This window comes from Microbacterium sp. NRRL B-14842, assembly GCF_050470785.1.
Genome location: NZ_JBFLUM010000001.1, coordinates 2997678 through 3010825, shown reverse-complemented (window position 1 = coordinate 3010825; position 13148 = coordinate 2997678). Strand labels below are relative to the sequence as shown.

Annotated in this window: 13 protein-coding genes; 7 read left to right on the top strand and 6 right to left on the bottom strand. The window is 69.3% G+C overall.

Annotation, left to right across the window (positions count from 1 at the left end; all coding sequences use genetic code 11):
• Positions 1-164 precede the first annotated feature (164 nt).
• From AB1285_RS14685 to AB1285_RS14665, 5 genes are all read left to right on the top strand, one after another.
• The gene (locus AB1285_RS14685; RefSeq protein ID WP_259951737.1) at positions 165-1073 is read left to right on the top strand and encodes a glycine betaine ABC transporter substrate-binding protein; all 909 of its coding nucleotides are present in this window, start codon (positions 165-167) and stop codon (positions 1071-1073) included.
• 221 nt (positions 1074-1294) lie between these two features.
• A complete protein-coding gene (locus AB1285_RS14680) occupies positions 1295-1990 on the top strand; it encodes a hypothetical protein (RefSeq protein ID WP_268777533.1) in 696 nt (231 codons plus the stop codon).
• Between the two features lie 182 nt (positions 1991-2172).
• Positions 2173-2451, top strand: coding sequence for a hypothetical protein (locus tag AB1285_RS14675; protein WP_370428158.1), 279 nt, complete (start codon positions 2173-2175; stop codon positions 2449-2451).
• A gap of 147 nt (positions 2452-2598) precedes the next feature.
• Positions 2599-3576 (top strand): choloylglycine hydrolase, encoded by a 978-nt coding sequence (gene bsh / locus AB1285_RS14670; RefSeq protein WP_370428157.1) that lies wholly within the window; start codon positions 2599-2601, stop codon positions 3574-3576.
• Positions 3577-3632: 56 nt separating this feature from the next.
• Complete coding sequence (locus tag AB1285_RS14665; RefSeq protein ID WP_268777530.1) at positions 3633-5135, top strand: lipase maturation factor family protein; 1503 nt, start codon at positions 3633-3635, stop codon at positions 5133-5135.
• 180 nt (positions 5136-5315) lie between these two features.
• Here AB1285_RS14665 and AB1285_RS14660 read toward each other — a convergent pair whose 3' ends face one another.
• The 6 genes from AB1285_RS14660 to AB1285_RS14635 form a co-directional block, all read right to left on the bottom strand.
• Positions 5316-6083, bottom strand: a complete 768-nt coding sequence (locus AB1285_RS14660; RefSeq protein ID WP_187662895.1) for an ABC transporter permease — start codon at positions 6081-6083, stop codon at positions 5316-5318.
• A complete protein-coding gene (locus AB1285_RS14655) occupies positions 6080-6943 on the bottom strand; it encodes an ABC transporter ATP-binding protein (RefSeq protein WP_370428156.1) in 864 nt (287 codons plus the stop codon). Before AB1285_RS14655 ends, AB1285_RS14660 begins: the two co-directional genes overlap by 4 nt.
• The gene (locus tag AB1285_RS14650; RefSeq protein WP_187662897.1) at positions 6940-7311 is read right to left on the bottom strand and encodes a DUF1048 domain-containing protein; all 372 of its coding nucleotides are present in this window, start codon (positions 7309-7311) and stop codon (positions 6940-6942) included. The genes AB1285_RS14655 and AB1285_RS14650 overlap by 4 nt, the downstream gene beginning before the upstream one ends.
• 2 nt (positions 7312-7313) lie before the next feature.
• Positions 7314-7658 carry a PadR family transcriptional regulator gene (locus tag AB1285_RS14645; RefSeq protein WP_187662898.1) on the bottom strand — a complete coding sequence of 115 codons (345 nt, stop codon included), beginning with the start codon at positions 7656-7658 and terminating at the stop codon, positions 7314-7316.
• Between the two features lie 217 nt (positions 7659-7875).
• Positions 7876-8514: a response regulator transcription factor gene (locus AB1285_RS14640; RefSeq protein WP_187662900.1), complete on the bottom strand. Its 639-nt coding sequence runs from the start codon at positions 8512-8514 to the stop codon at positions 7876-7878.
• Complete coding sequence (locus AB1285_RS14635) at positions 8502-9746, bottom strand: sensor histidine kinase (protein WP_370428155.1); 1245 nt, start codon at positions 9744-9746, stop codon at positions 8502-8504. Before AB1285_RS14635 ends, AB1285_RS14640 begins: the two co-directional genes overlap by 13 nt.
• A 108-nt stretch (positions 9747-9854) precedes the next feature.
• Here AB1285_RS14635 and AB1285_RS14630 point away from each other — a divergent pair, with 108 nt between their 5' ends.
• Together AB1285_RS14630 and AB1285_RS14625 are read left to right on the top strand one after the other, a co-directional pair.
• Positions 9855-10622, top strand: coding sequence for an ABC transporter ATP-binding protein (locus AB1285_RS14630; protein WP_370428154.1), 768 nt, complete (start codon positions 9855-9857; stop codon positions 10620-10622).
• Entirely contained in the window at positions 10622-13126 is a 2505-nt protein-coding gene (locus tag AB1285_RS14625; protein ID WP_370428153.1) for an FtsX-like permease family protein, read from the top strand. Before AB1285_RS14630 ends, AB1285_RS14625 begins: the two co-directional genes overlap by 1 nt.
• Positions 13127-13148: the final 22 nt, after the last annotated feature.

Here is a 13148-nt window from a genome sequence, read left to right as displayed (position 1 = left end):
CTGTCCCGCGCCCCCGTTTCCGTCCCCCACCCCTTTCGTCCGGTGCGGGATGGAAAACGGGCGCCGGGGCGCGGCTCCCGGCACGGTTTCGATCCCGGCACAGCTGTCCCGCGGCCTCGTCCGCACCTCCTGAATCACATACGGAACGCAAGAGAGAGAGTCACATGAAGAAGAAGATCCTGACCATCACCGCCCTCGGTGCAGCCGCAGCGCTCACCCTCGCCGGATGCAGCGGCGACGGCGCCGGCGGCACGAGCGGCGGCGGCGACGGTGCCGAGGACAAGGGCACCATCACCCTCGGGTTCCTGCCCTCCTGGACCGACGGCCTCAGCACCGCCTACCTCCTGCAGGACCAGCTCGAGAAGATCGGCTACACGGTCGAGATGAAGACGCTCACCGAGGCCGGCCCGCTCTATACCGGACTCGCGCAGGGCGACGTCGACATGTACCCGTCGGCGTGGCCTGAACTCACCCACGCCTCCTACATGGACACCTACGGCGACGACATCGAAGACCTCGGCACGTACTACAAGAACGCGAAGCTGACCCTCGCGGTGCCGGAGTACTCCGAGCTCACCTCGATCGAGGACCTCGCGGGCAAGGGCGCCGACTTCGACGGCAAGATCTACGGCATCGAGCCGGGTGCGGGCCTGACCGCCCAGACCCAGAAGATGATGCCCGAGTACGGCCTCGACGGCGAGTACGAGCTCGTCACCTCGTCGACCGCGGCGATGCTCACCGAGCTGAAGACCGCGACCGACAAGAAGGAGGACATCGTCGTCACGCTGTGGCGTCCGTTCTGGGCGAACGACGCCTTCCCCGTGAAGGACCTCGAGGACCCGAAGGGTGCCATGGGCGAGGCCGAGGGCCTGCACTTCCTGGGCACCACGGGCTTCGCGGACGAGTTCCCCGAGGCGGCCGAGCTGATCAAGAAGATCAAGCTGGACGACGAGCAGTACGGCGCGCTCGAAGACCTCGTGGTCAACGAGTACGGCGAGGGCAAGGAAGCCGACGCGGTCGACGCGTGGCTCGAGGAGTACGGCGACCAGTTCGACTGGACCGTCACCAGCTGACACCCGTCGCACGTCTCGAAGGAGGGTCTCCCACAGCGGGAGGCCCTCCTTCGTCGTGGGCGACCCTTTTCGCTCGCGGTCACGGTCATGGTCGCGCTCAGCTATTCCGATCGTCCGGTCTGATCGCGCTGTCCCCCGAAGGGGGGACAGCGCGCCTACGACAGCCCGGGTACTGTCCTGTACAGGCGGGATGTTGAACTCGATACAAGAAGAGGTATCTGATGAATCGACAGAACCGATTCCCGCGCGTCGGTATCGCGAGCGTCGTGATAGTCGCCATGCTCGCTTCCTCCGGGGGTGTGGCAGCGAACGCGTTTGAAATCGACGGTACGGAGGAAGCCGTGGATGTCGTCTCGTCCGCCGCGGAGATCCATCCGCAGGCAGATGAAGTGACGCAGGTGCCGTTGCAGCCTCTGAACGGAGCGCTCGTCTCAGCCGGGGAGGACGCAACCGTATCCGTGCCTCGCGCCTTCTCGGACCCGATTGAAATCTCGCCGGCCGGTACGTGGGGAGGGGAGCTGACGGGCCTCACGATCGGTCTGCCTGAGCAGGTTCAAAGCGCTGAGGTGTCCGTTGCACAGGACGGGAGCGCGGTGGGCGAGGGGTCAGAGGTGACCGGGGTGATTCAGGCACTTGAGGGTGGTTTGCGCATTAGCACGGTCATCACCGGCCCGGATGCGCCCGGACGCTTGTCGTATGCGCTGCCCGACGATGTGGATATCGCGATCAACGAGGACGGCTCGGCTTCATTGAGCAGAACTGCCGTGGACGACGGCACTGGGGTACTCACCGCAATGATCGGAAGGATTGGCACACCGTGGGCTACGGATGCGAGAGGCCAGCGCATCGCGACGCACTACGAAGTCTCCGGCAGCAAGCTCGTCCAGGTTGTCGATCACCATCAGGGTGGCGGTTAACGTCACATCCTTGGCAGGCGCGCTCCTTGGCTTCGGTGCGGCACTCCTTAATGTCTGCAACATCAAGAGCCGTGGTGTTTGGGTAGGGCACACCTGGGTGACTGGAGTTCTGCCCTTCGCCCCTACGGTGATGCGGTCCGGCTACTTCTGCGTGCCCAATTAGCGTGAAAGGGTCTCCTGCGGTGGAGAAAACCATGACCAATATGTTGTTAGCGGCGCTGATGGTTTTGTCCACGGGCGCCTTGATGTCGACCGACCTTCGCCATATACGAGCGGTGCACGTAACGCTGTGGGGGCTCATGCTCTCAGAAGTCGCCCTCCTCGCTCTGCTGGTCTTCGTCGATGGAGCGAGTGCTGCGGGGTGGGTGCCGCTGATCCTCTGCATCGTCGCGGGAGTGAACGTCACATTGTGGATCGGAGCTATCGTCCGGTCGTCGGGAGGAGCCGGTAGCGAGATCTGACACCCGTCGCACGTCTCGAAGGAGGGTCTCCCGCAGCGGGAGGCCCTCCTTCGTCGTGGGTGAGCCCCCTTATGCTCACGCCCGGAAGGTGGAAGCATGGCCCGCACTCGCCGACCCGCCCGGGTCGCGGAGGGGGGGAAGAGACCGATGTGCACAGGACTGAGCTTCACGACCGCCGACCACTACTTCGGGAGGAACCTCGATCTGGAGTTCTCCTACAACGAGACGGTGACCGTCACGCCGCGGAACTTCCCGTTCCCGTTCCACCGGCTGCCGTCGTTGCCGACGCATCACGCGATCATCGGGATCGCCACGATCGCCGACGGCTACCCGCTCTACTACGACGCCGTCAACGAGAAGGGGCTCGGCATGGCCGGGCTCAACTTCCCGGACAACGCGCACTATCCGGCACCGGGGTCGGGGGACACCGAGGTCACGCCGTTCGAGTTCATCCCCTGGGTTCTCGGACAGTTCGAGACCGTGGCCGAGGTGAAAGAGGCCCTGCGGTCGGTGAGTCTCGTGGACATCAACTTCAGCCCGGAGTTCCCGCTGTCGCCGCTGCACTGGATCATCGCTGACAAGAGCGCGTCGATCACGGTCGAGAGCGTGCGCGACGGCCTCAGGGTGTATGACAACCCGTGGGGCGTGCTCACGAACAATCCCACGTTCGACATCCAGAGCTTCCGACTCAACGACTATCAGCACCTCTCGAAGCGGCAGCCGGAGAACACCTTCGCCTCGGACGTCCCGATGGACCTCTACAGCCGGGGCATGGGCGGGATCGGCCTGCCGGGCGACCTGTCGTCGTCGTCACGGTTCGTGAGGGCGGTGTTCACACGCATGAACTCGGTGTGCGGGACGTCGGAGTCGGAGTCGATCAGCCAGTTCTTCCAGATCCTCGGCTCTGTCGCCCAGCAGCGCGGGTGCGTGCAGGTCGGCGACGAGGACAAGTACGAGATCACCATCTACTCGTCGTGCGCCAACACCGCGACCGGCGTGTACTACTACACGACCTACGAGAACAGCCAGATCACGGGTGTGGACATGCACAAGGAGGATCTCGACGGCTCCGAGCTCGCGGCGTATCCGCTCGTGAAGGGCCAGCAGATCGCGATGCAGAACTGATCTCCGGAACGCGCAACCCCCTCATCGGCCGGCGGGTCGCGGCGTAGCCTGTGGCCGTGGACGGGTTCGCGGCGGTCGACTTCGGGTTCGCCCGCGAGGTCCTGCAGCGGGGCATCGCGGCGCTGTACCTCGTCGCGTTCGTCTCGACGCTGAACCAGTTCCGTCCGCTCCTCGGCGAGCATGGGCTCCTGCCCGCGCCCGTGCTGCTCGACTGGGTGACGCAGAAGCGCGAGCGCCGGAAGCTGCTGCACCCCACGCTCTTCACCCGCGTCCGCTACACCGACCGGCGCCTGGTGGCCCTGTCCTGGGCGGGGATCGTCGTCGCCGCGCTGCTCGTCGTCGGGGTTCCCCAGCTCGGACCGCCGTGGGTGCCGATGCTCGCGTTCCTCGCCCTGTGGTTCGGCTACATGTCGGTGGTGAGCGTGGGGCAGACGTTCTACTCGTTCGGGTGGGAGATGCTGCTGCTGGAGGCGGGGTTCCTCGCGGCGTTCCTCGGCTCGAACGACCAGCCGCCGCCGACTGTGGTGATCGTGCTGTTCTGGTGGCTGCTGTTCCGGCTGGAGTTCGGCGCCGGGATGATCAAGATCCGCGGCGGACGCGAGTGGCGCGACCTCACCGCGATGACCTTCCACCACGAGACCCAGCCGATGCCCGGGCCGCTGAGCCGCCAGGCGCATCTGCTGCCGCGGTGGTTCCACAAGCTCGAGGTGGTCGGCAACCACGTCGCGCAGCTCGTCGTGCCGTTCTTCCTCTTCGCGCCGATCCTGTCCCTCTGGCTCCCCGACAGCGCTGGCTGGGTCCCTGAGCCTGTCGAAGGGGCCGCGTGGGTCGGTGCCGTCGCCGGGGGGATCGTGATCGCGACGCAGCTGTGGCTCGTGCTCACCGGGAACTTCGCGTGGCTGAACTGGGCCACGATCGTGCTCGGGTTCTCCGCGATCGGCCTCCCCGGCATCGGGACTCCGGAGCGGACGCCGGAGACCTCGCTGCCGTGGACGGTGTCGGGCATGCCGCTGTGGTGGGTCGTGGCGACCTCGGCGGTCGGGGTGCTCTTCGTCGTGCTGAGCGTGCCCGCGGTGCGCAACCTCTTCGCGCGACGGCAGCTCATGAACGCGAGCTTCAACCGCTGGCAGCTCGCCAACGCCTACGGAGCCTTCGGCACGGTCACGCGGGAGCGGGTCGAGATCGTCGTCGAGGGGTCGGACGACGAGGAGGGCCGGCACTGGCGCGAGTACGAGTTCCGGGGGAAGCCGGGGGACGTGCGGCGGATCCCGCGGCAGTTCGCTCCGTATCATCTGCGGCTGGACTGGCTGATGTGGTTCCTGCCGCTCGGACACTCGCTGGACGACTGGTTCTCCGTGTTCCTCGTGCGGCTGCTGGAGGCTGATGCCCCGACGCTGCGGATGCTGCGGGTGGACCCCTTCCACGGCGAGCGGCCGCGGTGGGTGCGAGCCGTGTCCTACCGCTACCGCTTCACGACCCGCGCCGAGCACCGTGCCGACGGCGCGGTCTGGGTCCGGACGGGTCGCCGTGTGGTGCTCGGTCCGGTCGGCCTCCGCTGAGGTCGCAGATCCGCACGAGGTCGCACGGATTCCGGGCGAAGCTGCGACCTCAGCGAGAATCTGCGACCTGACGCAACCCGACGCGACGGAACGCGGCCGGGAGAACACGCGCCGAGCGCGGCGAAACGCCCCGGCCGGGGAGAGTCCCCGGTCGGAGCGTTCCGTCTCGCTGGACGTCGATCAGCTGACCTTCTTCCGGTAGGAGATGATCGCGAAGACGTAGGCGACCGCGAGGATCCCGACGCACCAGGCGAGCGCGACCCAGATGTCGGACCCGACCGGCTCCCCCGCGAACAACGCCTGGATGGAGTTGACGATCGAGGTCACCGGCTGGTTCTCCGCGAACCACTGCACCGGAGCCGGCATGGTGTCGGTCGGCACGAACGCCGAGCTGATGAACGGGAGGAAGATCAGCGGATACGAGAAGGCGCTGGCCCCGTCGACGGTCTTGGCGTTCAGACCCGCGATGATCGCCAGCCAGGTGAGCGCCAGGGTGAACAGCATCAGGATGCCGATCACTCCGAGCCAGGCCCAGACGCTCGCCCCGGTGCGGAAGCCCATCAGGAACCCGACCCCGAAGATGATCGCGAGGGTGATCGCGTTCGCCGTGAGGGACGTGAGCACGTGGGCCCACAAGACGCTCGACCGGGCGATCGGCATGGAGTGGAACCGCTCGAAGATGCCGCTCTGCATATCGGTGAACAGCCGGAACGCCGTGTATGCGATGCCCGACGCGATCGCGATGAGCAGGATGCCCGGCAGCAGGTAGTTCACGTAGTTCTCGGCGCCGGTGCTCTGCTGGAGCGCGCCGCCGAAGACGTACACGAACAGGAGCATCAGGGCGATCGGGGTGACCGCGGTGGTGATGATCGTGTCGGGGCTGCGGAAGATGTGCCGCATCGAGCGGCCGGTGAGCGTCGCCGTGTCGGCGGCGAAGTGCGTGGTCATGCTGCATCTCCTCTCTGGACTCGGGTCCCTGAGCCCGTCGAAGGGTGGGTCCCCGAGCCCGTCGAAGGGTGGGTCCCCGAGCCCGTCGAAGGGTGGGTCCCTGAGCCCGTCGAAGGGCCGATGAGGGTGAGGAAGATCTCCTCGAGGGTGGGCTGCTTCTCGACGTACTCGACCTTCGCGGGCGGAAGGAGCCGCTTCAGTCCGGCGAGGGTGTCGTTCGCGATGATGCGGCCCTCATGCAGGATCGCGATGCGGTCGGCGAGCTGCTCCGCCTCATCGAGGTACTGCGTGGTGAGCAGCACGGTCGTGCCGCCGCTCGCGAGTTCCTTCACGACGTCCCACACCTCGATGCGCGACTCGGGGTCGAGGCCCGTGGTCGGCTCGTCGAGGTAGATGACATCGGGGTCGCCGACCAGGCTCATCGCGATGTCGAGTCGGCGTCGCATCCCGCCGGAGTACGTGCCGACCTTGCGGCCCCCGGCCTCGGTGAGCCGGAAGCGTGCGAGGAGCCGGTCGGCCACCGCACCCGGGTCGGGCAGGTGCCGCAGCTTCGCGACGAGCACGAGGTTCTCGCGTCCGGTGAGGATCTCGTCGACCGCGGCGAACTGCCCGGTGAGGCTGATCCTCTCCCGCACGCCGAGCGGGTCCGCCGCGACGTCGATGCCCTGCACCGACGCGGCGCCGGCATCCGCCTTCAGCAGCGTGGAGAGGATCCGGACCATCGTGGTCTTGCCCGCGCCGTTCGACCCGAGGAGGGCGAAGATCGATCCCCGCTCCGCCTCGAAGTCGACGCCGCGCAGCACGTGCAGGTCCTTGTACGACTTCTCGATGCCGCGGACGGAGATCGCAGGCGTCGTCATGATTCCTCCTCCTTCTTCTTCGCGTCGTCGAACGCCTTGATGAGGCGTGCGCGCTCCTTGTCGATCCACTGGCGACCGCCGTACGCCGCGGCGTAGTTCTCGGCGAACTCGACCGGGTCGTCGCCGACGATCGCGCTGACCGGGGTGCCGTCGATCGCGGCGCGCTCCCACATGTCGGCGATGTCGAGGAACATCTTCACGATGGTGTCGCCGTCGGTGAGGCCCCCGTAGTAAAGGTTGTAGCGCTGCTGGGCCTTCGCCATCTCCCGGTACGGTTCGGGGAGGGCGTTGATGCGGGCCTGCGCCTGCTTGTACTGCTTCTTCTCTTCGAGTGATCCGGTGATCGCTTCGATCCACTTCGCGGCCATGCTCAGTTCTCCTTGTTCTCGGTGTCGCGCTTTTCCAGCTGTTCGATGTGCGTCTTGAGGAAGCTCCAGGTGGTCCAGAACTCCTCGAGCTCCTGTCGGCCCTGGGCGTTCAGGGTGTACACCTTCCGGGGTGGACCCTTCTCGCTCGGCACCTTCTCGACGTCGACGAGGTTCTTCTGCTCGATGCGCACCAGGAGTGCGTAGATCGTGCCCTCGGCGATGTCGGTGAACCCGTGGTCTCGGATCCGTGCGGTGATCTCGTACCCGTAGGCCGGCTGCTCGGCGAGGAGGGCCAGCACGATGCCCTCCAGGGTTCCCTTGAGCATCTCGGTCATCTGCTTGCCCATCGTCCCCTCCTCTCGTTGTTTGTCTTCCGTTCGGTACTCAGTGTTGCTGGGTACCGGTACAAAGTAACACTGAGTACCGGAACTTAGCAACACCGAATACTGAATCTCTTCGCCGAGACCCCGGGTACGCGGCGAGACCCCGGGCTGCAGACGCGAGAACCCCGGGGCGTCGACGACAACCCGGGGTCTCAGCGAAAGAGGGGAGGGAGCGGAAGCGTCAGCCGCGGAGATAGGCGAGGACGGCGAGGACGCGGCGGTGGCCGCTGTCACTGGCGGCGAGCCCGAGCTTGGCGAAGATGTTGCCGATGTGCTTGCTCACCGCGGTCTCCGTCACGAACAGGCGTGCGGCGATGGTGGTGTTGTCCAGGCCCTCGGCCATCAGCCCGAGCACCTCACGCTCCCGCGGAGTGAGGGTCTGCACGGGGTCGTCGGCGCGACGCCGGCTCATGAGCTGCGAGATGACCTCGGGGTCCATCACGGTCCCCCCGGCGGCCACCCGGCGCAGGGCGTCGACGAACGCGGCGACCTTGCCCACGCGCTCCTTCAACAGGTAGCCGAGGCCGTCCGCCCCCGCCGCGAGAAGCTCCCCCGCGTAACGGTCCTCCACGTACGCCGAGAGCACGAGCACCGGGAAGCCCGGGCGGCGGGCTCTCGCCTCGGCCGCGGCCTTGAGCCCCTCGCTGGTGAAGGTCGGCGGCATCCGCACATCGACCACCGCCGCATCGGCCTCGTCGAGGAGGGCGAGGAAGCCCTCCGCGTCCGGCACGGCGCCGATCACGTCGAAGCCCTCGCTGCGCAACAGGAGCGCGAGGCCCTCCCGCAGCAGGGTGTCGTCCTCCGCGATCACGATCCGCATGGCAGCTCCGTCCGCAGGATGGTGGGTCCCCCGGCGGGACTCGACAGGTCCATCGTGCCCTCGAACGCCTCCACCCGGCGTCGGATCCCTGCGAAACCTCCGCCCGGACGCTCGACCGCGCCGCCGACCCCGTCGTCCTCCACCGTGATGAGGAGCAGCTCGCCCTCTCGCTCGACCCGCACCGTGGCGCGGGTCGCGGCGCTGTACTTGTTCACGTTGGTCAGCGCCTCCGCGACTACGAAGTACGAGGCCGACTCGACCGCTGCCGGCACCCGACCGACGTCCGCGGCGTCGAGCGTGCACGGGACGACGCTGCGCCCGGCGAGCGAGGCGAGCGCCCCCTCGAGACCCAGTTCGTCGAGGATCGGCGGATAGATGTCGTGCACCGTGCGGCGGAGACCGGCGAGGGCATCGGTCGCCGCGTCCTGCGCGCGCCGCAACGGCTCGAGCACGTCGCCGCCCGTCTCCTGGGCGCGCTCCGCGATCCCCAGCATCATCACGACGTTCACCAGGCGGTTCTGGGCGCCGTCGTGCAGGTCGCGCTCGATGCGACGGAGCTCGGCGGCATGGGCGTCGAGGGCGGCCGCGCGGCTGAGAGTCAGCGCGTCGACGCGGGCGGCGAGGCGCGACTTCTGCGGCGTCGCGAGGAGCTTCGCCGAGACGAACGCCACCAGCCGGGCGACCACCGGCACGAGGAACAGCGCGGCCACCGCATAGGCGAGGGCGACGAGCGGCATGGTCCACGCCAGCTCCCACGACGTGACCGGGTACGGTGAGCCCACCGGGTCGTCGGCCGGGGCGAACTGCCAGTACCAGGTGACCGCGAGGCTGTTGACGGCGGACAGGGGCAGCGCGAGCGTCAGCAGCGACAGCCACATCACCGGGAAGGCGTGCACCGTGAGCCACAGCGCGTCTCGGGCGGTGGCGCGGGAGAAGGCGTAGCGGAGCCGTTCGTCGATCGTCGCGCCGCGCGGCAACGTGCGCGTGAGCGGGGGGAGGTCCTCCCCGCGCCGGCGTCCGATCCGGCGGCGCGCCCGGTCGCTCCAGGCATGCAGCACCTGCACGACCTGCGGGAGCAGCAGCACCCCGCCCGTGATGAGCATGAGCGGCAGCAGCACGAGGATGACGCAGAACAGCGCGAGGGACACGACGGAGGCCCCGAGTTCGACGGCGAGGAACCGCGCATCGGGCAGCCATCCACGCAGCCAGCGGCGCATCCATCCGTCGTTCACCCTGCAAGTCTGCCCGAGCGCCCCGCGGCCCGCGGTAGAGCCAGCTCCACCATCGATGCGGCACCGTGCGGGATGGGAGCCGTCGCGCGGCTTTCCTACCGTCGAAGCATGACCTCCCTCTCCTCTGCGCCGCTCGTCGAAGCGGCCCCCGCCGAGGCCCTGCGCCTCAGCGGCCTCGTCAAGACCTACGGTTCCGGCAGCACCCGGGTGACCGCACTCCGAGGCATCGACCTCGCCATCGCGCGGGGCTCGTTCACCGCGATCATGGGGCCGTCCGGTTCCGGCAAGAGCACACTGCTGCACAGTGCCGCAGGCCTCGACCGCCCGACCAGTGGCACGGTGCACCTGGGCGGCACCGAGATCTCCGCGCTCACGCCCCGGCAGCTCACGGCCTTCCGCCGCGACCACGTGGGCTTCGTCTTCCAGGCCTACAACCTGCTGCCGGCGCTGAGCGTGGAGGACAACATCACCCTCCCGCTGCGCCTCGGCCGCCGCCCCCTCGATCACGGCCGGCTCGAGACGCTGCTCGACGCGGTGGGGCTCACCGACCGTCGCCACCGTCGCCCCGCCGAGCTCTCCGGCGGACAGCAGCAACGCGTCGCGATCGCCCGAGCCCTCATCACCCGCCCGCACGTCGTGTTCGGCGACGAGCCCACCGGGGCCCTGGACTCCCGCACCGGGAAGCAGGTGCTCGACCTCCTGGCGCACACCGCGAAGGAGCTGCATCAGACCGTGATCGTCGTCACCCACGATCCCGTGGTGGCGTCCCACGCCGACCGGGTGATCTTCCTCGCCGACGGGGCGTTCGCCGGACATCTCGACGGCGGCACCCCGCAGCAGATCACGGATCGCATGAGCACGCTGGGAGAGTGGTGATGTCGGCCTCGCCGCTCGGGCTCGGACGGATCATCCGCGCCGACCTCCGTCATCATCGGCGCAGTCTCGCCGGGGTCTTCGTCGCCATCTTCGTCGCGAGTGCGCTCGTCACCGGACTCGGCGTGCTCGTCGAGTCCGGCATCCGCGGCGGCCTCGCCCCGCAGCGCTACACGGCGGCCGAGGTGGTCGTCGGGGCGGTGCAGCAGGTCGACGTGCCGGAGGACCTGCCGGTGCCGCTGCGTGAGCGCGCTCCCGTCCCCGCCGACGCCGCGCGCGAGATCGCTGCGCTTCCGGGCGTCGAGGCCGTGGTCGCCGACGTGACCGTGCCTCTGTCGGTGCCCGGCGGGACGGCCCCTGCCGTGGTCGAGGCGCACCCCTGGTCCGCGACGGCACTCACCGGCTTCACGCTCGCGGAGGGGCGGGAGCCCGCCGCCGACGACGAGGTCGTGGTGGTCTCCGGAGCCGGGCACGCCGTGGGCGACTCCCTTGCGCTCGCCCACGGCGGCATCGCGGCGACGTACACGGTCGTCGGTGTGGTCTCGGCGGAGAGCCTGCCGGAGCGCGCGGTGTCGGTGTTCCTGACGGACGAGCGCATCCGCGACCTCGACCCGCACGACGGGGCCCCGCAGGCGCTCGGCGTGTTCGTCGACGGGGACCCCGAGCGCACGGCGGTCGCGATCCGCGAGGCGTTCCCGGATCTGGTCGCCCGGACCGGAGACGCCAGAGGAGACGTGGAGTTCCTCGACTCGGCGGCGGCGCGCACCCTGCTCATCGCGATCGGCAGCGCGTTCGTGGGCACCTGCATCCTCGTCGCCCTGTTCATCGTCGCGGGGACGCTGTCGCTGTCGGTCCAGGCGCGTCGCCGCGAGTATGCCCTGCTCCGCGCGGTGGGGGCGACCCCGTCGCAGGTGCACGCCCTCATCGCGCGGGAGACGCTCGCGGTCGCCGTCGTCGCCGCGCTGCTCGGGATCGCCCCGGGGTACCTGCTGTCCTCCGCACTGCAGTCGGCGTTCGTGGCCGGAGGAGTCATCCCCGGCGACTTCGCCCTCGCGCTGAGCCCGTTCCCGGCGTTGAGCGCACTGGTGCTGGTGCTCGGAGCGGCCTGGGGAGCGGCGCGCATCGCGGCCCGGCGCCCCGCCCGCCTCGATCCGATCGAGGCGCTGCGCGAGTCCTCGACGGGCCAGGGCCCGATCGGCCTGCCCCGCATCATCACCGGCATCGTGTTCGCCGCCGCCGGCGTCTCGGTCTCGACCGTCCCGCTGATGCTCCGCGGCGACGCAGCGGTCGGCGCCTCCGCCGGAGCCGCGATCATGCTCATCGTGGCGCTCGCGCTCCTGGGACCGTGGCTCGTCGCCCTGTGCGTGCGCCTCGTCGGGCCGGTGCTGCGTCGTTCGTCGGCCGCGGGCTTCCTCGCCGCCGCCCACACCACCGCGGGCAGTCGGCGGATGGCGGCCGCGATCCTCCCGATCGCCCTCGGCATCGGGTTGGGTCTCGTGCAGATCGGCGGGCCGGCGATCGTCGCGGACGAGGCCGCGACCCAGGCCCGGGCCGGGGTCACCGCCGACCTGCGTGTGGCCGCTCCGGCCGGGCTCTCCCCCGACGCCGTCGGCGCGCTGCGCGACGAGCCGGGGGTGACGGCAGCGACCGGCGTGGTCGTCAGCACCGCGGTGCTCGACTCGCTCGACATCGAAGGTCAGATCGAGCGCACGGAGTACGTGCTCCAGGGCGTGGACCCGACGACCGCGGACGGCCTGCTCGACCTGCGGGTGCAGGAGGGGTCCCTCACCGCCCTCGACGGCGGTGCGACCGTCGCGGTCAGCGCCGATGCGGCGCACACGCTCGGCCTCGACGTCGGCGACCCGGTGACGGGCGTCCTCGGCGACGGGGCGCCGCTGGAGGCGACCGTGGTCGGCATCTACGAGCGCGGTCTCGGGTTCGGCGATCTCACCATGGCGGTCGACCACGTCCGCGCGCACACCTCCGCAGCGCTCGACTCGTTCGCCCTCCTGTCGGTGGACGGTGACGCGCCGGCCGACGCCTTCGCCGCCGACGGTCTGCAGGTGGCCCCCGGCTCGGGTCAGAAGCCCAGCATGACCGGGGCCGTGTCGCAGCAGGGATGGGTGAGCCTCATCGGTCTGCTGGTCATCCTCGGGTACATCGCGATCGCCGTCGTGAACACGCTCGTCATGGCGACGGGGGAGCGGTCCCGGGAGTTCGCCCTGCTGCAGCTCATCGGCGCCTCCCGGGGACAGGTGCGCGCCACGATGCGCACCGAGGCGATCCTGATCGCCGCCCTCGCGATGGTCTTCGGCGTGCTGGTGGCGATCCCGCCGCTGATGGGGATGAGCTACGGCATCTCCGGGCAGCCGCTCCCGGCGATGCCCGTGCTCGGCTCCCTCGCGATCGTCGGCGGCATGGGCGCGCTCGCCCTCGTCGCGCTGCGGGTCGCGACAGGGGCCGCGCTGCGCCGCCGCCCGATCGAGGAGATCGGCTCTCGCGAGTAGGCCCGCGACCACCGGAGGGCGC